This is a genomic window from Cupriavidus basilensis, assembly GCF_008801925.2.
Classification (GTDB): domain Bacteria; phylum Pseudomonadota; class Gammaproteobacteria; order Burkholderiales; family Burkholderiaceae; genus Cupriavidus; species Cupriavidus basilensis.
The window spans coordinates 1,529,021-1,550,079 of sequence record NZ_CP062804.1; the positions used below are offsets into that span (position 1 = coordinate 1,529,021).

General features: G+C 66.1%; 20 protein-coding genes and 1 pseudogene. 17 read left to right on the plus strand and 4 right to left on the minus strand.

The genetic code is table 11. The features are described 5' to 3' along the window. Positions 1-5: 5 nt before the first annotated feature. From gtdA to F7R26_RS27720, 12 genes are all read left to right on the plus strand, one after another. A complete protein-coding gene (gene gtdA, locus F7R26_RS27665; protein WP_150984632.1) occupies positions 6-1,067 on the plus strand; it encodes a gentisate 1,2-dioxygenase in 1,062 nt (353 codons plus the stop codon). A gap of 56 nt (positions 1,068-1,123) precedes the next feature. After that, positions 1,124-1,822 (plus strand): fumarylacetoacetate hydrolase family protein, encoded by a 699-nt coding sequence (locus F7R26_RS27670; protein ID WP_150984631.1) that lies wholly within the window; start codon positions 1,124-1,126, stop codon positions 1,820-1,822. Between the two features lie 49 nt (positions 1,823-1,871). Further along, on the plus strand, positions 1,872-2,516 hold the full coding sequence (maiA, locus tag F7R26_RS27675) for a maleylacetoacetate isomerase (protein ID WP_150984630.1): 645 nt from the start codon (positions 1,872-1,874) through the stop codon (positions 2,514-2,516). A gap of 73 nt (positions 2,517-2,589) precedes the next feature. Next, positions 2,590-3,798, plus strand: coding sequence for a 3-hydroxybenzoate 6-monooxygenase (locus F7R26_RS27680; protein WP_150984629.1), 1,209 nt, complete (start codon positions 2,590-2,592; stop codon positions 3,796-3,798). Positions 3,799-3,949: 151 nt separating this feature from the next. Beyond that, on the plus strand, positions 3,950-5,293 hold the full coding sequence (locus tag F7R26_RS27685) for an MFS transporter (protein WP_416351367.1): 1,344 nt from the start codon (positions 3,950-3,952) through the stop codon (positions 5,291-5,293). A gap of 294 nt (positions 5,294-5,587) precedes the next feature. Then, positions 5,588-7,438 (plus strand): OPT/YSL family transporter, encoded by a 1,851-nt coding sequence (locus F7R26_RS27690; protein WP_241754756.1) that lies wholly within the window; start codon positions 5,588-5,590, stop codon positions 7,436-7,438. A gap of 308 nt (positions 7,439-7,746) precedes the next feature. Beyond that, positions 7,747-10,572, plus strand: coding sequence for a monovalent cation/H+ antiporter subunit A (locus F7R26_RS27695; RefSeq protein ID WP_150984627.1), 2,826 nt, complete (start codon positions 7,747-7,749; stop codon positions 10,570-10,572). Next, entirely contained in the window at positions 10,572-10,967 is a 396-nt protein-coding gene (locus F7R26_RS27700) for a Na+/H+ antiporter subunit C (RefSeq protein ID WP_170301770.1), read from the plus strand. Before F7R26_RS27695 ends, F7R26_RS27700 begins: the two co-directional genes overlap by 1 nt. Then, positions 10,964-12,496 (plus strand): monovalent cation/H+ antiporter subunit D, encoded by a 1,533-nt coding sequence (locus tag F7R26_RS27705; RefSeq protein ID WP_150984626.1) that lies wholly within the window; start codon positions 10,964-10,966, stop codon positions 12,494-12,496. Before F7R26_RS27700 ends, F7R26_RS27705 begins: the two co-directional genes overlap by 4 nt. A gap of 4 nt (positions 12,497-12,500) precedes the next feature. Further along, entirely contained in the window at positions 12,501-13,004 is a 504-nt protein-coding gene (locus F7R26_RS27710; RefSeq protein WP_150984625.1) for a Na+/H+ antiporter subunit E, read from the plus strand. Next, a complete protein-coding gene (locus tag F7R26_RS27715; protein WP_150984624.1) occupies positions 12,989-13,264 on the plus strand; it encodes a K+/H+ antiporter subunit F in 276 nt (91 codons plus the stop codon). Before F7R26_RS27710 ends, F7R26_RS27715 begins: the two co-directional genes overlap by 16 nt. A 27-nt stretch (positions 13,265-13,291) precedes the next feature. Beyond that, positions 13,292-13,696: a Na+/H+ antiporter subunit G gene (locus F7R26_RS27720; protein ID WP_150984698.1), complete on the plus strand. Its 405-nt coding sequence runs from the start codon at positions 13,292-13,294 to the stop codon at positions 13,694-13,696. An 18-nt stretch (positions 13,697-13,714) separates the two neighbouring features. On the opposite strand, the gene F7R26_RS27725 is transcribed toward F7R26_RS27720, so the two are convergent. Continuing rightward, complete coding sequence (locus F7R26_RS27725; RefSeq protein ID WP_150984623.1) at positions 13,715-14,032, minus strand: high-potential iron-sulfur protein; 318 nt, start codon at positions 14,030-14,032, stop codon at positions 13,715-13,717. Positions 14,033-14,283: 251 nt separating this feature from the next. Here F7R26_RS27725 and F7R26_RS27730 point away from each other — a divergent pair, with 251 nt between their 5' ends. Then, positions 14,284-14,991, plus strand: a complete 708-nt coding sequence (locus F7R26_RS27730) for a hypothetical protein (RefSeq protein ID WP_150984622.1) — start codon at positions 14,284-14,286, stop codon at positions 14,989-14,991. Between the two features lie 110 nt (positions 14,992-15,101). Here F7R26_RS27730 and F7R26_RS27735 read toward each other — a convergent pair whose 3' ends face one another. After that, positions 15,102-15,866, minus strand: a complete 765-nt coding sequence (locus F7R26_RS27735; RefSeq protein WP_150984621.1) for an SDR family oxidoreductase — start codon at positions 15,864-15,866, stop codon at positions 15,102-15,104. 412 nt (positions 15,867-16,278) lie between these two features. Between F7R26_RS27735 and F7R26_RS27740 the strand changes: the two are divergent. Together F7R26_RS27740 and F7R26_RS27745 are read left to right on the plus strand one after the other, a co-directional pair. Continuing rightward, positions 16,279-16,386 (plus strand): annotated as a pseudogene (locus F7R26_RS27740) (hydrolase); the annotation flags it as partial. A 286-nt stretch (positions 16,387-16,672) separates the two neighbouring features. Then, positions 16,673-16,960, plus strand: coding sequence for a XapX domain-containing protein (locus F7R26_RS27745; protein ID WP_150984619.1), 288 nt, complete (start codon positions 16,673-16,675; stop codon positions 16,958-16,960). A gap of 71 nt (positions 16,961-17,031) precedes the next feature. Here F7R26_RS27745 and F7R26_RS27750 read toward each other — a convergent pair whose 3' ends face one another. Both F7R26_RS27750 and F7R26_RS27755 read right to left on the minus strand, forming a co-directional pair. Beyond that, positions 17,032-17,250, minus strand: a complete 219-nt coding sequence (locus F7R26_RS27750) for a DUF2188 domain-containing protein (RefSeq protein WP_150984618.1) — start codon at positions 17,248-17,250, stop codon at positions 17,032-17,034. Between the two features lie 85 nt (positions 17,251-17,335). Continuing rightward, the gene (locus tag F7R26_RS27755; RefSeq protein WP_150984617.1) at positions 17,336-18,061 is read right to left on the minus strand and encodes a GntR family transcriptional regulator; all 726 of its coding nucleotides are present in this window, start codon (positions 18,059-18,061) and stop codon (positions 17,336-17,338) included. A 170-nt stretch (positions 18,062-18,231) separates the two neighbouring features. Here F7R26_RS27755 and F7R26_RS27760 point away from each other — a divergent pair, with 170 nt between their 5' ends. Beyond that, positions 18,232-19,452 carry a pyridoxal-phosphate-dependent aminotransferase family protein gene (locus tag F7R26_RS27760; RefSeq protein WP_150984616.1) on the plus strand — a complete coding sequence of 407 codons (1,221 nt, stop codon included), beginning with the start codon at positions 18,232-18,234 and terminating at the stop codon, positions 19,450-19,452. Between the two features lie 246 nt (positions 19,453-19,698). After that, positions 19,699-20,967: an MFS transporter gene (locus F7R26_RS27765; RefSeq protein ID WP_150984615.1), complete on the plus strand. Its 1,269-nt coding sequence runs from the start codon at positions 19,699-19,701 to the stop codon at positions 20,965-20,967. Positions 20,968-21,059: the final 92 nt, after the last annotated feature.

Genomic DNA, 21,059 nt, shown 5'->3' on the forward strand with positions numbered 1-21,059 from the left:
AGGCCATGCCAGACGCAAAGAAGAGCACCGACCGTTCAGCTTCAGACCGTTCAGCCTATTACAGCCGCATCGGCCGCAACCAGATGGCGCCGCTGTGGGAATCGCTGCACGCGCTGGTTCCGCGCGAGCCCCGCCCGCAAGCGCAGCCGGCGATCTGGAAATACGCCGAGATCCGCCCGCTGGTGATGCAGGCGGGCGAGGTCATCAGCGCGGAAGAAGCCGTGCGCCGCGTGCTGGTGCTGGAGAATCCCGGCCTGCCCGGCAAGTCCAGCATCACTTCCACGCTGTACGCTGGCTTGCAGCTGATCCTGCCCGGCGAGATTGCCCCCAGCCATCGCCATACCCAGTCCGCGCTGCGCTTTATCGTGGAAGGCCGCGGCGCCTGGACCGCCGTCAACGGCGAGCGCACCACCATGCATCCGGGCGATTTCATCATCACGCCGTCGTGGACCTGGCATGACCACGGCAACCCGTCCGTGGCGCAGGGTGGCGAGCCGGTGGTCTGGCTCGACGGGCTGGATATCCCGCTGCTGCAGCACCTGGATGCCGGCTTTGCGGAAAACTACCCAGAAGCCTCGCAGCCGGTGCTGCGGCCCGAAGGCGATAGTTTTGCCCGCTTCGGCCACAACATGCTGCCGGTGCGCCACCGCGTCACCGATCCCACCTCGCCAATCTTCAGCTATCCCTATGCCCGCAGCCGCGAGGCGTTGGACCAGCTTTACCGCAACGGCGAGCTCGATGCCTGGGATGGCGTGAAGCTGCGCTACGTGAACCCGGCTACCGGCGGCTGGCCGATGCCGACCATGGCTACCTTCATGCAATACCTCCCTGCCGGTTTCCAGGGAAAAACGTATCGCAGCACCGACGCCACCGTCTATTCCGTGGTGGAAGGGCGCGGCACCGTGCGCATCGGCGAGGCGCAGTTCCAGTTCGAGCCGCGCGACACCTTCGTGGCGCCGTCCTGGCAGCCGGTGCAGCTGGCTTCGGTCGAGGACACGGTGCTGTTCAGCTATTCCGACCGCCCGGTGCTGTCCGCGCTCAACCTGCTGCGCGAGGAGCGCACCTGATCCGGCGCAGTCCCAATTCTTTGTTTTTTCCCCCGTTTTCTTGCCTGAGGTCTTCCATGTCTTTCGTCATTACCCCTCCCGCTGCCGTGGCCGTGCCGGTCGTTGGCACCAGCGACCAGTTTCCCGTGCGCCGCGTCTACTGCGTGGGCCGCAACTACGCCGCGCATGCCCGCGAGATGGGCTTCGATCCGGACCGCGAGCCGCCGTTCTTCTTCTGCAAGCCGGCCGACGCCGTGATCCCGGTCGCCTACGGCGAGACCCTGACGCTGGCATACCCGGCCCAGACCAGCAACTACCACTATGAATCCGAGCTGGTTGTCGCCATCGGCAAGGGCGGCTCGGATATTGCGCTGGAACAGGCGCTGGAGCACGTCTGGGGCTATGCCGTGGGCCTGGATATGACCCGCCGCGACCTGCAGATGAAGATGCGCGAGATGGGCCGCCCGTGGGAAATCGGCAAGGCCTTCGACGCCTCGGCGCCGATCGGCCCGATCCATCCGGCTAGCGATGTGGGGCATTTCGAGCAGGCCGCGATCTGGCTGACCGTCAACGGCGCCGACAAGCAGCGCAGCGACGTCACGCACCTGATCTGGTCGGTGGCCGAGACCGTGGCGGACCTGTCGAAGTACTTCCGCCTGGAGCCGGGCGACCTGATCTACACGGGTACGCCGGAAGGCGTCGGGGCCGTCAAGCCGGGTGACCTGATGGTTGCCGGCGTGGAGCGCCTCGGCGAGTTGTCGGTACGCGTGGCCTGACGGCGTCGAGACTCCGGCATTTCGAGATTTCGAGAAAAAGGGCTTCACCGTGCAGATCTATAGTTTCTTCAACAGCTCCACGTCGTACCGCGTGCGCATCGCGCTGGCGCTCAAGGGCCTGCCGTACGACTACCAGCCGGTCAATATCCGCGTGGGCGAGCATTGCGCCGCGGACTATGTGGTGGCCATCAACCCCTCGGCGGTGGTGCCGGCACTGGTGGACGGGGACTTCCACCTGGGCCAGTCGATGGCGATCATCGACTACCTCGACGCCCGCCATCCCGAGCCGCGGCTGATCCCGCAAGCGGCGGAGCTGCGCGCGCGGGTGCTGGAGCTGGCCAATGTGATTGCCTGCGATATCCATCCGGTCAACAACCTGCGCATCCTGCGCTACCTGCAGGACACGCTGGGCGTGACGCCAGCGCAAAAGGATGCCTGGTACCAGCATTGGGTGGATGAAGGGCTGGGCGCGGTGGAGCGGCTGCTGGCGCAGCACGGGCACGGCCCGTGGTGTTTCGGCGACCAGCCCACGCTGGCCGACTGCTGCCTGGTGCCGCAGATCGCCAATGCGCAGCGCATGGGCTGCCGTACCGAACACTTCGAGCGCGCCATGGCGGTCTACCGCCACGCCTGCGAGCACCCCGCCTTCCAGCAGGCAGCACCTCAGCGGCAGCCGGACTACACGGCGCGCTAACCAATGCGCTAACCAACGCGACAGGGCACCCCGGGGCCGGATGGCCACCGGGTGCGCACCCAAGGAGACGAACATGAACAACACGCGCAGCACGGACCGCAAGGTGATCGTGGTCGGCGGCGGCATCGGCGGCCTGGCCGCCGCCCTGGCGCTCGCCCGCCAGGGCATCCGCGTTGAATTGCTGGAGCAGGCGGCCCAGATCGGTGAAATCGGCGCCGGCATCCAGCTTGGTGCCAACGCTTTTGCCGCGCTGGATGCCCTGGGTGTGGGCGAAGCCGCGCGCAAGCGCTCCGTTTTCACCGACTATCTGGTGATGATGGATGCGATCGATGCCACCGAAGTCGCCAAGGTGGATGTCGGCGAGCGCTATCGCCAGCGCTTCGGCAACCCCTACGCGGTGATCCATCGCGCCGACATCCACCTGTCCATCCTGGAAGCCGTACGGGATCACCCGCTGATTCAGTTCCGAACCGCCACCACGGTGTGCGCGCTGGAGCAGGACGAGCGCGGCGTGACCGTGATCGACCAGCACCGCGAACACCACCAGGGCGACGCCGTGATCGGCTGCGACGGCGTGAAATCCGCCGTGCGCCAGGCCTTGCTTGGCGACGAACCGCGCGTGACCGGCCACGTGGTGTACCGTGCCGTGGTGGATGTGGCCGATATGCCGGCCGACCTGCAGATCAATGCGCCGGTAGTGTGGGCCGGCCCCAACTGCCACCTGGTGCACTACCCGCTGCGCGGCGGCGAGCAGTACAACCTGGTGGTGACCTTCCATAGCCGCGAGAAAGAAGTCTGGGGCGTGCGCGATGGCAGCAAGGAAGAAGTGCTGTCGTATTTCGAGGGCATCCATGCCCGCCCGCACCAGATGCTGGACCGGCCCACCTCCTGGCGGCGCTGGGCCACCGCGGACCGCGACCCGGTGGAGCAATGGAGCTTTGGCCGCGCCACCATCCTGGGCGATGCCGCCCACCCCATGACGCAGTACCTCGCGCAGGGCGCCTGCCAGGCGCTGGAAGACGCCGTGACACTGGGCGCGGCCGTGGCCGAGACCGACGGCGATTTCGTGGCGGCCTTTGCGCTGTACGAGAAGGCGCGCATCCCGCGCACCGCGCGCGTGCTGTACTCCGCCCGCGAGATGGGCCGGCTGTATCACGCCAAGGGCGTGGAGCGGCTGGTGCGCAATTCGCTGTGGGTCGGACGCACGCAGGAGCAGTTCTACGACGCGCTGCAATGGCTGCACGGCTGGCGCGCGGAAGACTGCCTGGGCGGGGCACGGTAGGGGGCGCGCCGGCCCGAGGTGGCCGGAGGTGGCCCAAAGCGACCCAACGTGTCCAAAAGAAGAAAAGAAGCAAAGAGCGGCCAAAGAGCCGCCAAAAAATGGCGAGCCGATCGCAAGTCGGCCGCTTCGAAACACAATGCAGGAGACCGCTGTGCCCACGCAACCATCCATCGGCATCACCGAATTCATCGATCGCCAGCCGCTATCGGCCTTCCAGGTCACGATCGTCGCGCTTTGCTTCTTGATCGTCGCCATCGACGGGTTCGATACCGCCGCGATCGGCTTTATCGCACCCGCGATCCGCGCCGAATGGCAGCTCACGCCGGCGCACCTGGCGCCGTTGTTTGGCGCCGGGCTCACCGGCCTGATGGCCGGCGCGTTCCTGTTCGGCCCCCTGGCCGACCGCTTTGGCCGCAAGAACGTGCTGCTCTTCTGCGTGCTGTTCTTTGGCATCGCGAGCCTGGCCTCCGCTTTCTCCGGCTCGCTGTGGGGGCTGGTGGCGCTGCGTTTCCTGACCGGTCTGGGGCTGGGCGGCGCCATGCCCAATACCATCACGCTGACCTCCGAGTATTGCCCGGCCAAGCGCCGCTCCTTCCTGGTCACGACCATGTTTTGCGGCTTCACGATTGGCTCGGCGCTTGGCGGCCTGGCCTCGGCGAACCTGATCGAAGAGCACGGCTGGCGCGCCGTGCTGGTGCTGGGGGGGGTGCTGCCGTTGCTGCTGCTGCCGCTCCTGGTCTGGAGGCTGCCTGAGTCGGTCCGTTACCTGGTGCTGAGTGGCAAGCACCCGGAAAAGGTGGCGGCCATCCTGGAGCGGATCGCACCGCGCGAGCGTGTCGCACCGGGCAGCATCGTCGTGGCGGACAAGCGCGCGCCCGGCTCGCCGGGTGCGCACCTGTTCAAGCCCGAACTGGTGCGCGGGACCTTGCTGCTGTGGCTGACCTTCTTCATGAGCCTGCTGGTCATCTACCTGCTGTCCAGCTGGCTGCCCACGTTGCTGCGGGCAACCGGGATCTCGCTCAAGACGGCGGCCCTTGTCACCATGATGTTCCAGGTGGGCGGCACCCTTGGCGCCATCGTGCTGGGCTGGCTGATGGACCGGGCCAACCCGCACTATGTGCTGGCCGCAAGCTACGCGCTGGCAGGTGTGTTCATCACCGCCATCGGCAGCCTGACCACGGCGCCATGGCTGGCCGGGGTGGCGGTATTCGCCGCTGGCTTTTGCATCTCCGGCTCGCAAGTGGGCGCCAATGCCTTGTCGGCGGCTTACTATCCCACCGATTGCCGTGCCACCGGCGTGAGCTGGGCCAATGGCGTCGGGCGGATGGGCTCGGTGGTTGGCTCGGTCGGGGGCGGCACGATGTTGTCGATGGGCCTGACCATGCCGGCGCTGTTCCTGATGGTGGGGATACCGGCGGTGATCGCTGGCGCCACCATGCTCCGGTTCGGACGCCATCGCGCGGGCCAGGCACGGCGCATGGTGGTGGCGGCTTGAGGGCTTCCAGCCGCGGGTGCGCGTTTCATCCTTGAGTATTCAAATGATAATCGTTATCATTTGATGTCTCGGGTTAGTGACACGATCTGAGTCAGCAAATGGGTTACCGGACACGCCTTGTGTCCGGTTTTTTTGTGCCACCGCCTTGCCGTTCCTGCGTCTTGACGTGCCCGCGGAGCGCCGCTTGCGGTAGCATCTGCCCAGCGCCGGCGGCGTTGTCCTTGCCGCGCGCGCCTTTTTCCTTTTCCTTCGATCCAGCGCCACCGATGCGGCTTGCCCGCATGGGGGAAGCCAATGACGGCAGTCGGCAGGCCACCGCAAGACGCTAGCTCGCCGGGACACGCAGGGAGGCTCGGTGCCGCTGCCGCCAGTGGCCGGCGCTGGGCATGGCTGCCGGAGCAGGGCGGCTGGAAATACTATGCGCTGCTCGGCGCCATCGGGGTCCTTGTCCTCGGCCCGCTGGGCGGGATCGCCGCGGCGTACATGAACTTCTCGCTCGGCTTCTTCGTAGGCGGGCAGGTGCTGGCGGGCATTCTCGGCTCCACGGTGACCTACGGGTATGGCGCGGACGGCCGCCATGGCGCGAACTATATCCAGACCATTGCCGCATCGGTCGCCGGCATGAGCGGCATGGCCGTGGTGATCCAGGCGATGACCTGGATGGGCCTGCCCGAGCCGCCGATCTGGCAGTTGATGCTGTACATGCTTTGCGTGGGCATGTTCGGTGTGGGTGTGGGCATGTTGTACACGCCAATCCTGGTCGACCGGCTGCAACTCACCTTTCCCTCCGGGCTGGCGGTGGCCAATATCCTGCGCGCCCTGACGGATCCGGTGCTGCTCAGGCAGTCGGTGTCGCGGCTGGCTGGCGGCACGGTGCTGGGCATCGTCAGCGGCATCGGTGCGGCCCGCGTGGAGCGGCTTGCCGCCATCGATTTGTCCGCGTCCACCTTTGGCGCGGGCATGATCGTCGGGGCCCGCATCGGCGTGGCGGCGCTGGTTGCCGGGCTGGCGGGCCAGGCGCTGATCCCCTTCTTTGTCTCGATCGGCTGGCTGGCGCCGGGCGACCCCTTTCGCAAGATCACCTTCCTGATTGCGCTCGGCATGATCATGGGCGCCGCGCTGCTCGATATCTCGCTGATCCTGCGCAAGGTGTATCGGCATGGCCGGCAGTTGCCCGCCCGGATACGGCGCGAACCCGCTGCGGCGGCAGGTGGCGCCAGCCTGTGGCGGATGGTGGCGTGGGTGCTGTTCTGGGGGCTCGCGGTGGTGGCGGTGGGCGTGGGCCTGCTGCATCAGCCCGCGGGCTACATGGTGCTGGCGGTGCTGCTGGTGTTCGTGTTTGCCATGGTCAACGGTATCTCGGTGGGCATGGTCGACCAGAACCCGATTTCTTCCGCCTTCGTGCTGTCCGTGATCCTGATGGCCGCGCTGGGTTTGCGTGACCCGAATGTGGGGCTGATCGCGGCGACGGTGCTGCTGGTCTCGACCAGCGAGGCGTGCGACATGCAGCAAGACCGCTCCACCGGCTGGCGGCTCGGCACCAGCCGCACCGTGCAGTTTCGCTTCCAGGTGGCGGGCATCGTTGCCGGCGCGGTGCTGGCCGTGTTGTTCGCCAGGCTGTTCATGCGGGCGTATCCGGTGCTGGCGCTCGACCAGACTGTGCTCTCGGCCGGCGAGCAGCCCCAGCACTGGGCTTCGGCCATGACTTACAAGATCGTCGGCGCGTTGCGCGGCCTGACCAACGACTTGCCGCACCAGCGCACGGCGGTTGTGCTGGGCATCGCTCTTGGGCTGGCCACGGCGGTGCTGCGCCTCCTGGTCAAGTCGTGGCCGCGCTACCAGCGCTTTGCCCGGGCGGGAAGAAGTGGCAGCGTTGCCGATTTCCTGCTGGATGCGGTGGTGCTGCCGTCGCCCTATGCCTCGTCCTTTGGCGGATTCGTCAACCTGCCCACCTCGGCGTGGTTTGCGCTGGGCGGCGTCGTGGCCAGCGTGCTCAACCGCTTGCGCAAGCCCGGGGACGCGCCGGATGCCTTGCCCGAGGACATGAGCACGACATCGCTGGTGGGGGGCGGGTTGATCGCAGGGGATGCGCTGGCGGCAGTCGGGCTGGGCATCGCGGGGCTGCTGTTTACGGCTTTGGGCTAGCGCATGTGAGAAATCGATGACCAGCGTGCCGTTTCTGCCATTTGGTGCGAAGCCCAGCCCCGTGTTCAATTCTTTTGAGAGAGATCTGAATTCTTTATCCGGGATGGAGAGGCCATGCCGGAGGTGAGTGGTTGTGGCGCAGAATAGGCCGAGGCAGCCGGGGGGAAACCTGGCAGCGTGGACATGCATGCCAATGAACGCCACGGAGCTTCCCAGGACGCCGACACATTGAACGCCCTCGACACCCCCCTCAACGTCATTGATGCGCCCGTCGCCGGCAGCATGCGGCGCGTCTGCGGAGCCGGCCGATGGTGATGGCCTGGTTGATCGCGCTTCCCTTGCTGGCCGCGTTGCTGTTGTTGCCGGTGCGGCGCCGTGTACGCTTTCTGGCCACGCCCATCGTGGTGGGCACGCCGTTGCTTGGCCTTGGCTTGCTGCTCAGCGTGCGCAGCGCGGTGTTCGAGGGCCGCACCATTGCCTGGCGCCAGCCCTGGCTCGAGGACATCGGGCTAAGCCTCAGCCTGCGGCTGGACGGCCTGGCCTACGTGTTTGCGCTGCTGGTGCTGGGCATCGGCTTGCTGGTCATCCTTTATGCGCGCCACTACCTGCCGCGCAGCGAATCCACCGTACGTTTCTTCTCCCTGCTGCTGCTGTTCATGGCGGCGATGCTGGGCGTGGTGCTGTCCAGCAACCTGCTGCTGCTGGCGGTGTTCTGGGAGATGACCAGCATCGTGTCCTTCCTGCTGATCGGCTTCTGGTCCTATCGCTCCGATGCGCGCAAGGGCGCGCGCATGGCGCTGACGGTGACCGGCGGAGGCGGGCTGGCGTTGCTGGCCGGCGTGCTGTTGCTCGGGCATATCTGCGGCAGCATGGAGCTCTCCGTGGTGCTGGCCCAGGCCGGCACCGTGCAGCGCCACCCGCTGTATCCGGTGATGCTGAGCCTGATCTTGCTGGCGGCGTTTACCAAGTCCGCGCAGTTTCCCTTCAGTTTCTGGCTGCCGCACGCGATGGCGGCGCCCACGCCGGTGTCCGCCTACCTGCATTCCGCCACGATGGTCAAGGCTGGCGTCTTCCTGCTGGCGCGGCTGTATCCGGTGCTGGACGGCACCAACTGGTGGTTCTACATGGTCAGCCTCACCGGCCTTGCCACGCTGGTGCTTGGCGCGGGCATGGCCTTGCTGCAACGGGACCTCAAAGGCCTGCTGGCGTATTCCACCATCAGCCATCTTGGCCTGATCACGCTGCTGTTCGGCCTGGACACGCAGCTGAGCACGGTGGCCGCGCTGTTCCACATCATCAACCATGCGGTGTTCAAGGCATCGCTATTCATGGCGGCGGGCATCATCGACCATGAGACCGGCACGCGCGACCTGCAACGGCTGCGGGGCCTGCGCCGCTATATGCCGCACACCGCGTTGCTGGCCATCGTGGCGTCGCTCTCGATGGCGGGCGTGCCCCTGTTCAACGGCTTCCTGAGCAAGGAGATGTTCTTCGGCGAGACGCTCGCACAGGGCCTGCTGGGGGATTTCAACTGGATCATCCCGGCGGCGGCGACCGTTGCCGGGGCGTTGACGGTGGCGTACTCGCTGCGCTTTATCTACGGCGTGTTCTTTGGCGGCGAGCCGGACGACCTGCCGAACTATCCGCCACATGAGCCGCCGCGCTCCATGAAGATTCCGGTGGAGGTGCTGGTTGCCATCTGCCTTGTGGTCGGGCTGTTCCCGGCGTATACGGTGGGGCCCTTGCTGGCGACGGCCGCCCTGGCCACGCTGGGCGGGCCGCTGCCGCAATACAGCCTCAGCTTGTGGCATGGCGTCAATCTGCCGCTGGTGATGAGCCTGCTCTCGATGGGCGGCGGCAGCGTGCTGTTCTTCTTGCGGCGCAATGCTTTTCATCGGACGCAAGCGCGTTTTGCCCATCTGAACGCGCGCGATGCGTTCGAGGCTGGCATCGACAGCCTGGCGCGGATGGCCGGGCGCATCACCGGCGCATTCGAGACCGGCTCGCTGCAAGGCTACCTGGCGTGGATGCTGGCCGCCATGCTGCTGATTCCCGCCGTCTTCCTGTCCGACCTGGACACGCTGGCTGGCCCGGTGCCAGCGATGCCGCTCGACCTCCTGACGGTGGCGGGGATGGGTTTGCTGGGGCTGTCGGCGATCGGCGTGGTGATTGCCCACCGGCAACGGCTGAACGCGCTTGTGCTGTTGAGCGCGTGCGGCTTGCTGGTGGCGCTGCTGTTTACGCGCTTCTCGGCGCCGGACCTGGCGCTGACGCAGGTCTCGGTCGAGGTCGTCACGATCCTGCTGCTGGTGCTGGCCTTGTATTTCCTGCCTGTTGACCGGCCGGATTCGTCCTCGGTGGGCCGGCATGTGCGCGACGGCTGCCTGGCGCTGGGCGGCGGCACGCTGCTGGCCATTCTGGCCTACGCGGTGATGACCCGGCCTTACGACGCGATCTCGTCGTTCTTCCTGGCCAACAGCGTGGAAGGTGGCGGTGGCCATAATGTGGTCAACGTGATCCTGGTGGACTTCCGCGGCTTCGATACGATGGGCGAGATCTGCGTGCTGCTGGTCGCCGGCCTGGCGGTGCAGGCGCTGCTCAAGGGCATGCGCCTGACAGCGCCGCCAGCGGGGCCCAACGGGCTGCCATGGTCAAGCCAGAGCCATCCCTTGCTGCTCGCCATCCTGGCCCGGCTGATGTTGCCGCTGACCATGCTGGTCGCGGTCTTCGTGCTGCTGCGCGGGCACAACCTGCCGGGCGGCGGCTTTATCGCCGCGCTGATCACGGCGGTGGCCTTGCTGCTGCAGTATGTGGCCAGCGGCGTGCTGTGGACGCAGGCGCGCATCGCGCTGAACTATCGCGCGCTGGCCGGTGGCGGCATCCTGGTGGCGGGGCTGACCGGCCTGGGCAGCTGGGCGTTTGGTTTTCCGTTCCTGACCACGGCCTTCGGCCATTTCCGCATACCGGTGCTGGGAGAAATCGAACTGGCAACCGCCATGGTGTTTGACCTTGGCGTTTATTTCACGGTGGTAGGCACGACCTTGCTGATCGTGTCCCACCTCGGTGTGCGCGACAAGCGCGTCAATGCCGGCGGCAATGGCAATGGCAATGGCAATGCAAGGGAGGGGGACTGATGGAAGCCGTCTACGCCGGCACGGTCGGCATCCTGATGGCCTGCGGCATCTACCTGCTGCTGCGTGCCCGCACGTTTTCCGTGGTGGTGGGGCTGGCGCTGATCTCGTACGCCGTGAGCCTGTTCCTGCTGGGGATGGGGCGGCTCTCCACCGGCCGCCCGCCGATCATTGCCACGGGCGCGCAGTATGCCGATCCGCTGCCGCAAGGCCTCGTGCTGACGGCCATCGTCATCGGCTTTGCCATGACGGCATTCGCGGTGGTGCTGGCTTTGCGCTCGCTCGGCATCACGGGCAGCGATCATGTGGACGGCAGGGAGGCGGGCCCGGCGCAGGGCGAGCCGCCGGCGGCCGGCACCGCCGGCACCCCCGCCACCGACAGGGCGGGCGGCCAATGACCCACAGCCTCCAGCTGTCGATCCTCCTGCCCATCCTGCTGCCGATGTTTGCCGGCGGCCTGCTGGTGGCCGCGCCGGCGCGCTGGGCACGGGCCCAGCGCGTGCTGAGCACCGCGGTCACGCTGCTGTTGCTGCCGGTCGCGGCGTGCATGGTCAGCGTGGCGGCTACCGGCGCCATCATGGTCGATCACATCGGAAACTGGCCGGCGCCGTTTGGCATCGTGCTCCAGCTCGACCGGCTGGGTGCCCTGATGCTGTTGCTGACCGCGGTGCTGGGCGCGGCCGCCGTGGTGGCGGCGGGCCGGGGCGATGCGCGCCTCGGACGGCATTTCCATGCGTTGTTCCAGTTCCAGCTGATGGGGTTGAACGGCGCCTTCCTGGCCGGCGACCTGTTCAATCTCTTCGTCTTCTTCGAGATCCTGCTGATCGCCTCCTATGCCTTGCTGCTGCATGGCGGCGGGCGGGCACGCATCGGCGCCGGGCTGCACTACGTCGTGCTGAACCTGGCCGGATCCGCTTTCTTCCTGATCGCGATCGGCGTGCTGTACGGGCTGAGCGGCACGCTTAACCTGGCGCATATGGGTGTGCGGCTGGCCGGGCTGGCGCCGGCCGATGTGCCGCTGGCCACGGCGGCGGGCGTCATGCTGATGCTGGTCTTCGCGCTCAAGGCCGCGCTGTTTCCCATGGTTTTCTGGCTGCCCAAGGCCTATGCCAGCGCCACGGGCTCGGCCGCGGCGCTGTTCGCCATCATGACCAAGGTGGGCATCTATGCCATCCTGCGCTGCGCCGCGCTGGTTTTCGATGCCCCGTATGGCATGCTGGGCGTGTTCCTGCATGACTGGGTGTGGTGGCTGGCCCTTGCCACCATGGCGTTCGGCGCCCTGGGCGCGCTGGCCGCCCCGAACCTCAAATCGCTGACCTGCTACCTTGTGCTGGCATCGGTAGGGCTGCTGGCGGCCAGCGTGTCGATGCAGACAGCGCAGAGCTGGGCGGGCGCGCTGTATTACCTGCTCAGCACCACGCTGTGCACGGCGGCACTGTTCCTGCTGGCGGATGCGCTGGAGCCGGCGCCGCCTGCCGCCCCAGCGCGCGAGCCGGTGGCGGTGGTCCGTGGCTCGCGGCTGGCCGGCTTGCTGTTCCTGGTCGCGGCGGTGGCGGCGATCGGCTTGCCCCCGCTATCCGGCTTCATCGGCAAGGTCATGGTCATGCGCAGTGCCTCGCTGCCGGCGGCGGCCGTGTTGTGGCCTTGCATCCTGCTGTCCAGCCTGGCGTTGCTGATCGCGGTCAGCCGCACGGGCACGCGCCTGTTGTGGCGCTTGCCTCAGGATCACGATCCGGAGCGCCATGGCGCCTGCCAGCGCATGGCGCCCGACGGCTGGAAGCTGGGCTGCTGCGCGTTCCTGCTGGCCTGCAGCTTGGCGCTGGTCGTGTGCGCACGTCCGCTGAGCCAGTACCTTGCCGACACGTCCGCCCAGTTGTTCGACCGTGGCGCGTACCTGCGCGCGGTGCTGCCGCCCGGGGGAGGCTGACACCATGTGGAAACGCTTGTTCCCGCATCCTTGGCTCAGCCTGGCGCTGCTGGCAATCTGGCTGCTGCTGGCCAATAGCGCATCGCCAGGCAACCTGGCGCTGGGTGCCTTCCTCGGCTGGGCATTTTCGCTGCGGATCGGAGCACGGCTCTGGCTGCGGCCGGTGCGGGTGTCTCGTCCCGACCTGATGCTGCGCTTGTTCGTGCATGTGCTCATCGACATCGTGGTGGCCAATGTGGAAGTCGCCATCCTGGTGCTGGGGCCGGTGTCCCGGCTGCGCCCGGCCTTTATCCAGGTGCCGATCGATGTCGAACACGAGCTGGCGCTGTCCGCGCTGATCAGCATCGTGTCGCTCAGCCCTGGCACCTTGTGCGCCGAACTCAGCGACGACCGCCGCCGCCTGCTGGTGCATGTGCTGGATCTCGACGATGAGGCCGGCCTGGTCGCGCTGATCAAGACGCGCTACGAGACACCGTTAAGGGAGATATTCGAATGCTTGCCGTCGTGATGCCGATTTCGCTGGCGATCCTCGGAGTTGCCTGCTTGCTGACCTTTATCCGCCTGGTGCGCGGCCCGGGCCTGCCCGACCGCATCGTGGCGCTCGATACGCTCAATATCAATGCCATCGCGCTGATCATGGTGTTCGGCATCTGGCTGCGCTCGGCGCTGTTTTTCGAGATTGCGCTGCTGATCGCGGTGATGGGCTTCATTGGCACCGTCGCGCTGACCAAGTACCTGCAGCGCGGCGACATCATCGAACTCAAGTAACCGGCACCGGGAGCCCCAATGGACTCGATGAGCCCCTTCGCGGAAATCGCCACCTGCGCGCTGCTGCTGATCGGCAGCATCTTTACCCTGGCCGGCGCCATCGGCCTCGTCCGGCTGCCTGACTTCTTCATGCGCCTGCACGGCCCGACCAAGTCGACCACGCTTGGCGTTGGCGGCGTGGTGTTGGCGTCGGTGGTGTTCTTCAGCAACCAAGGCGACGGCCTGAGCCTGAATGCGTTGCTGGTGACTGCCTTCCTGTTTCTTACCGCGCCGATCAGTGCCCATATGCTGGCCAAGGCGGCCATGCAGCAGCGCCTGCCGGTAGACCCGCGCACGCGCGGGCGATTGTGGGATGCGCAGGACCGGGAGCGCAGCGAAGCGCCGGCGCAGGGCGCGCAGCCCGCTGTGCCCCGGGACGCTCGGGGCAACTGAGCCTGCAGCCTTCGGTCGTTACCCCTGTTCCCACGAACTGCACCATCCGGCGGCTGCGACCTGCTTGTCGCCAAACAGCACGCAGCCGCCCGTCGCCGGGTTGGCGCCCTCCTGGAACAGCTGGCAGTTGGCGCAGGTCTGGCTGGTGGCATGCCTGGGATATTTCGCCTGGTCTACCTTGCGGGTATCCGCCTTGTAGCCCAGCTTGACCGCCTGCGGGTCGGCCTCGTCGAGCGAGGGCGCGGCGGCGTAAGCGCCACGCCAGGCCGGGACGGCGGCAAGGCTTGCGACAACCGCCACCGGCATTGTTTTCATGAATTGACGGCGGGAGGACATGGGGCTTCCTTTTTTCTGTGGGCCGGCGGATATTTTGCGGGGTGTTTCGGCAGCGGGGTGTTTCGGCATCCGGCGGGGCGATTGTGGCACAGGCGCTGCTGGCTGGTTGCGGGTTGATGCGGCGCCAACCCATCCGAGCGCTTCGCCGCGCCATATCTGTGGCAAACTCGGCGCTAACTTTTTTTGTGCCTGCGCCGCTGGCGCGCATTCAATCCCAAGCCCTTAAGCCCTCATCAAGTCCAATCAAGCCCATGACCGCGTCCACCAATACCGACACACTCCGCCAAGCCCTGCAGGAGCCGCTGCCTTTGCAGCTCGCACCCTTGATGGGCACCGCCTTTGCCGAGGCGGGCGAGGCAGAGCGGTTTGCCATCTATACGGAACCGCCGGAAGCGCCCGGGCGCGACGAGGTGCTCGCTGCGCTGCGCAGCCATCTCGAGGGGCACGCCGGCGACGAGCCGGCCGTTGGCGAAGTCCTCGACAGCGAGGACTGGGAGCCGGGCCAGGCATTCGAGATGGACATGGATACCGATGAGGTTTGCGGCCAGGTGCTGTTTTACCGCCTGATCCTCGCGCGGGACCTGGATCCGGTCGGGTACTGCGCGTTCGAGATCAATGCCGACGAAACCGGCGTGATCTTCGTCACGCTGGTCGAGTCGTGGATTCGCCCGCAGTACCAGCCGCTTGGCTTGCAGCGCGGCTTTGTGCAACTGCTGGCCAATGCCGTCTATGCCTTGCTGGGCGACCTGGATGCGCGGCTGCAGGTGGCGGGCGAGCGCAGCGCGTCGTTCGAGGTGTTGCTGGGGCTGGACCAGGCGTCCACTACGGGGGCGGCGCTGCTGCAGTCGGTCGCCGAGACGCTGAAGGCGTGGACGGTCGCACCGGATGCAGCCGGACGCGAGCCGCTCGCCATTACCAGCGTCCGTGTTTCGGTGCTTCCGGCCAGCTCGGCGGGTTGACCGGCGTCGGCCAGCATGCCGGCTGCTGGCCTAAAGCTTGCCCGGCAGGCAGCAGGGACCGGTCCACCAAGTGTCGCGCCACCACGTGGCCGCCCATTGGTGGCTTTCGCTCAGGTGCGGGTGATCGATGCGCCACCGTCCACCAGGGACGCGGTGCCGGTCACGAAGGCGGAATCGTCGGATGCCAGGTACAGCACCGACCGGGCCAGTTCGTCTGCGCTGGCCACGCGCTTCAGGGCGTGGAGGTTGGTGATAAATGACTGGGACTCCGCCGTGCTGTTCATGCTGCGGTACATGTCGGTGTCCACCGCCCCGGGCAATATCGCATTGACACGCACCCCTTGCGGCCCGAACTCGGCGGCCAGCGCCTGGGTTAGGCCGATCAGCCCCGATTTGCTCGCCGCGTAGGCTGCCACACCGGGGAACGCAAAGCTGTAGCCGACGAACGTCGAGGTGAAGATGACCGAGCCGCCGCCGTTCTTGAGCATTTGCGCGATCTGATGCTTGGCGCCGAGGAAGGAGCCTGTCAGGTTGATCGCGATGGCGTCATTCCAGCCCGCTTCGGAAACACTGGTGCTGGGGCCTGATTCGCCCAGCGTGCCCGCGTTGTTGAACGCGACATCCAGCCTGCCGTAGCGCTCGACCGCCAGCGCGACCAGCGCCTTGGCATAGTCCTCCGCTCGCACATCGCCAGCCAACGCGATGGCGTCGCCACCGGCCGCGCGGATCTGCGCGGCCAGTTCGTCCAGCTCGGCCTCGCGCCGCGCGCCGATGACAACCTTGGCGCCCTGGGCGGCAAACAGCTTTGCCGTAGCGAATCCGATGCCGCCGCTGGCACCGGTGACGATGGCGACCTTTCCGGCCAGGCGTTCCATGGTGGTTCTCCCTTCTTGCGTTAGGCGCATGCGGATCGCGCGTGGTTAAACGAGTATGGTTGCCAAAAGCGATTTCCAACAGGGCCGGATCACAAAATTCACACAAGCGCATGAGGCCATGCTGGCGCTGAAGTGCGCGCTGCCGCGTAAGAAAAGCCTGGCTCGTTTGAAAAGAGTTCCTATATTAGTAAGGCTCAAAGCATGGGGCGTGCTTGGCATCGCTTCATGCACGCACGTGGGCGCTGTAGCCGCGACGCGAATCCAAGGCAAGGGCGCCACGCGTCCTCAATCGAGCCGTACGTCCGTATCGGAGTAACACTACGAGTAACACTACGAGTAACACTACGAGTAACACTACGAGTAACACTACGAGTAACACTACGAGTAACACTACGAGTAACACTACGAGTAACACTACGGAATCTACATGGTGGCTGACGCCTCGGGCGGCACTTCCAAGGAAGCACACGACTACCCCATGCAACGCATGGTCCAGGCCGGCGTCGTCCCCGTGACCTGGTCGTTGCCATCGACCGGAGCCTCGCCATGGATGCTACCGCCAGGCCCGAACTGATTCTGATGAACGGGCGCTTTGCCACGCTTGACCGCGCCAACCCGTAGGCCGATGCCGTTGCCATCCGGGATGGCAAGTTCGTTGCCGTGGGTACGCGGCAGGATGTGATGGCACTGGCGCACAGCCGCACCCAGGTGATCGCTCCTGCTTGGCGTTCTGATCTGATGGCCGGGAACAACCCTTTGTCCCGCACTACCATCCTGAACGGCGGCTACTTCCAGGGAGAAGCACCATGAAGCTGTTTCTTGTTTCGTTCGGCGCGGGGATTCTGGTTGGCATCATCTATGCGCTGTTGCAGGTCCGCTCGCCGGCCCCGCCAGCCATTGCCTTGATCGGGCTGCTGGGGATGCTGATTGGCGAGCAGGTGGTGCCTACCGCGAAGCGCTTGATGGCCGGTGAGCCGATCACCGTCGCGTGGTTCCGCTCCGAGTGCGTGCCCAAGATCAGTGGTGCGCCGGCTGCGCCGGCACAGGGGGCGGCGGCAACGGTGGCCAGCACGGGGGACAAGAACGGTACGTAGGTGCCGGCCCACGCGGGGAGGGGCATGGCGCCAGGACCTGGACTGATGCCCCGGCTTGCCCTTCTTCAGCGCTATATCGAGCGAGGCTCATGCCGGAAGCTGCTGCGGGTACGGATTTGTCCGTCCAGTCCATGGATCAACAACTCGACCTGCTCGCGCTGGGCGTCGCGCGTGCCCGCCGCCACGGCGTCTTCCTGCGACGCGTGATGCGAGTTGGCATAGCGCGCGCCCTCCTGGATCACGTCCCAGCCAGAACCATGCGGCAAGACGTGGATGTTATGGGCTGTCATGACGATCTCCTGTGGCTTCTAGCTGATAGCGGCTGACTCCATTCTGGTCCAGTGCCAGCACAGCGCTATCGGAGACCGTCTGACTTTAATCGTTGTGGGCGGGCGGGTCGCCGACCGGATCCGGATGGATCTGCATGATGGCGTCGCGCTTTTCCAGCAGGTGGCGCTTGAGGATGGCGCCCAGCAGCTTGCCGTCACGGGCCTCCAGCGCCTTGATCATGTCTTCGTGATCATGCACGGCGCGGTCCCACTTGTCCGTCTGGTGGTTGGAGCGAAAGCGCAGCGCCTTCAGGCGGCGGTTGATGCCCTGGTAGGTCTGGCGCAGCGCGGTGTTGCGCGCCGCCTCGTTGATGCGGTCGTGGATTTCCTGGTTGCGGCTGTAGTAGCCCGGCAGGTCGTTCTGCACGCGGCAGGCCAGCATCGAATAATGCAGCGCCTTGATCTCGGCCAGCTCGGCCGGCGTGATGCGCTCGCAAGCCAGCTCGCCCGAGAAGGCTTCCAGACCGCTCATCAGTTCGAACGTCTCCCAGACTTCGGCCTCCGTCATGCGCGAGACGCTGGCGCCCCGGTTGGGCGAGATCTCGATCAGCCCCTCCGCCGCCAGCACCTTGAACGCCTCGCGCAGCGGCGTGCGGGAGATGCCCAGCGTTTCACATAGCTCACGTTCGTTGAGCTTCATGCCCGGGGACAGCACGCCTTCCACGATGAACTTGCGCAGGTGGTCGACCACCGTGTCGTGCAGCCGCTGGCGCTCGACCTTGGGGAGGACCGCGGCAGGGCGCGTGAGGTCGCTGCCAGATGGATTCTGCATTCAAAGTCCTTATCTTTGCGTTTTTCGCATTCTACTGCATCTCCTGGCAGGCACCAAAATTCGGGGTAAACACCCAGTATTCATGCCAAAACAGCCCTTGGAGGTGGTGCGTTTTGTCTGCTAAAGTATTTTGAATGCAAAATGCATAATTCACCAAGGAGGGACAACTTATGATCAAACTCGACTTCCACCCCGCCGGCCGCCACTTCCTGCAGATCCCCGGCCCGAGTCCTGTGCCCGACCGGATCCTGCGTGCCATGAGCTACCCGACCATTGACCACCGTGGCCCGGAGTTCGGCGCGCTGGGCCGCAAGGTGCTGGCGGACATCAAGAAGATCTTCAAGACCGAGCAGCCGGTCATCATCTATCCGGCCTCTGGCACCGGCGCCTGGGAGGCCGCGCTGACCAACACGCTGAGCCCCGGCGACACAGTGCTGATGTTCGAGACGGGTCACTTCGCCACGCTGTGGAAAAAGATGGCGGAAGCGCTCGGCTTGAAGCCGGAATTTCTCGGGCTGCCCGGCATCGAGGGTTGGCGCCGTGGCGTGCAGGCCGACATGATCGAAGCCCGCCTGCGCGCCGACAGCGCGCACGCCATCAAGGCGGTGTGCGTGGTGCACAACGAGACCTCGACCGGCGTGACCTCCGACATCGCCGCGGTGCGCCGCGCCATCGACGCGGCCGGCCACCCGGCGCTGCTGCTGGTGGACACCATCTCCGGCCTGGCCTCGGCGGACTACCGCCATGACGAGTGGGGCGTGGACGTGACCGTATCGGGCTCGCAGAAGGGGCTGATGCTGCCGCCGGGGATCAGCTTCAATGCGCTGTCGCCCAAGGCCATCGCGGCCAGCAAGGGGGCAAAGCTGCCGCGCGCGTTCTGGGCCTGGGACGAGATCATCGAAGCCAACAAGAACGGCTACTGGCCGTACACGCCGAACACCAATCTGCTCTATGGCCTGTCCGAGGCGCTGGACATGATCCTGGAGGAGGGCCTGGACAACGTCTTCGCGCGGCACCAGCGGCTGGCCGAAGCCACCCGCCGCGCGGTGCGGGCCTGGGGCCTGGAGATCCAGTGTGCGGATGCTTCCGTGTACAGCCCCGTGCTGACGGGCGTGATGATGCCCGACGGCGTGGATGCCGACGACGTGCGCAAGCGCATCTATGAACGCTTCGACATGTCGCTGGGACAGGCGCTGGGCAAGATACGCGGCAAGATGTTCCGCATCGGGCATCTCGGCGACTGTAACGACCTCACGCTGATGGCCACGCTGTCCGGCTGCGAAATGGGGCTGAAGCTCGCCGGCGTGCCGGTGGCGGACAGCGGTGTCGTGGCGGCGATGGAGTACCTGGCATCGCATGCGGATAGGCCGGTGCTGAAGGCCGCGGCATAAGCCAGTGCGGGAGGCCGGGCGGCCTTGCTGAACCGCGCAACGCAGTAACAAGCGAGCAAGTGCAAGCAGGCATGGCTTGCCCCCTGGGGTGAGGCCAGGCAGAGGTGTTGCCCATTTTTGCCGTTCGGCAGCCATGCCAACGCCTGTGCGCAGTAGCGGGAACCGGCCATAGAGCCGGCCGCGATGAATTTGCCCTGGCCCCGGCGCTCCGCCGGGCGGGCAGGAACAACACAATGGAGACAGACCATGAAGCGCCTGCGTGCAACCAGCGTCGTGCTGGGGATGCTATGCATCATGTATTTCATCACCTACCTGGACCGCGTCAATGTGAGCACAGCCGCGGCCGGCTTTGGCCAGGAGTTCAACCTCAGCAAGACCGAGATCGGCCTGGTGTTTTCCGCCTTTGCCTATCCCTACCTGGTGTTCCAGATCATCGGCGGCTGGGTGAGCGACCGGTTCGGCGCCAAGCGCACCCTGATGGTCTGCGGCGTGTTGTGGGCCGTCGCCACGTTGCTCACGGGCTTTGCCGGCGGTCTGGTTTCCCTGCTCGCCGCGCGCTTGCTGCTGGGCCTGGGCGAGGGCGCTACCTTTCCTGCTGCCACCGCCGCCATGGCACGCTGGGTGCCCAAGGAAAAGCGCGGCTTCGCGCAGGGCATCACCCATGCCTGCGCCCGGGTCGGCAACGCCGTGGCCCCGGCCGCGGTCGTTGCCATCATGGCGGTCTACGGCTGGCGCGAGTCATTCTATATCTGCGGCGCGATCAGTCTGGTCTGGGTGGCGCTGTGGGCGGTGACCTTCACCGAGCATCCGAAGGACCATCCCCGCATGACCCCGGCAGAACTCGAGACGCTGCCCACCCCCAGGAAGAAAGCTGCCAGCGTGCCCTGGCGCCGCTTGTTCAAGCGCATGGCCCCTGTCACCATCGTCTACTTCTGCTACGGCTGGACCCTGTGGTTGTTCCTGAGCTGGATTCCGCAGTACTTCCTGCATAGCTACGACCTGGACCTGAAGAAGTCCGCCATCTTTGCCTCCGCCGTATTCTTTGCCGGCGTGATCGGCGACACCCTGGGCGGCATTGTCACCGACAAGCTCTACGACCGCACCGGCAGCCTGAAACGCGCGCGCAGCGGGATGGTGGCGGTCTGCATGCTGCTGACCATGTTGTCGCTGCTTCCCCTGCTGTTTACGCACAACCTCTATGTCTCGATGGCTTGCCTGGCTGCCGGCTTCTTCTTTGCCGAGATGACGATCGGGCCGATGTGGGCGATTCCCATGGACATCGCGCCGGAGCATTCCGGCACCGCGAGCGGGATGATGAACTCCGGCTCGGCGCTGGCCGCGATCATCTCGCCGGTGCTCTCGGGCTACCTGATCGACCGCTTCGGCAGCTGGGAGCTGCCCTTTATCGGCAGCATGGTGCTGATGGGCATCGGCGTGATCCTGGCCTTGCGCATGCAGCCGGAGAGCAAGTTCGAAGCCGAGCCCGCGGAAGCCGCGAAGCCGTTGCGCGCCTGAGCCACGCAGACCTGCCAACCGACATGCAATCCATGCGCCAGCTCTATGCCCATCTCTATCCCTCGCCGGGTCGTACACGGGCATGCATGTTC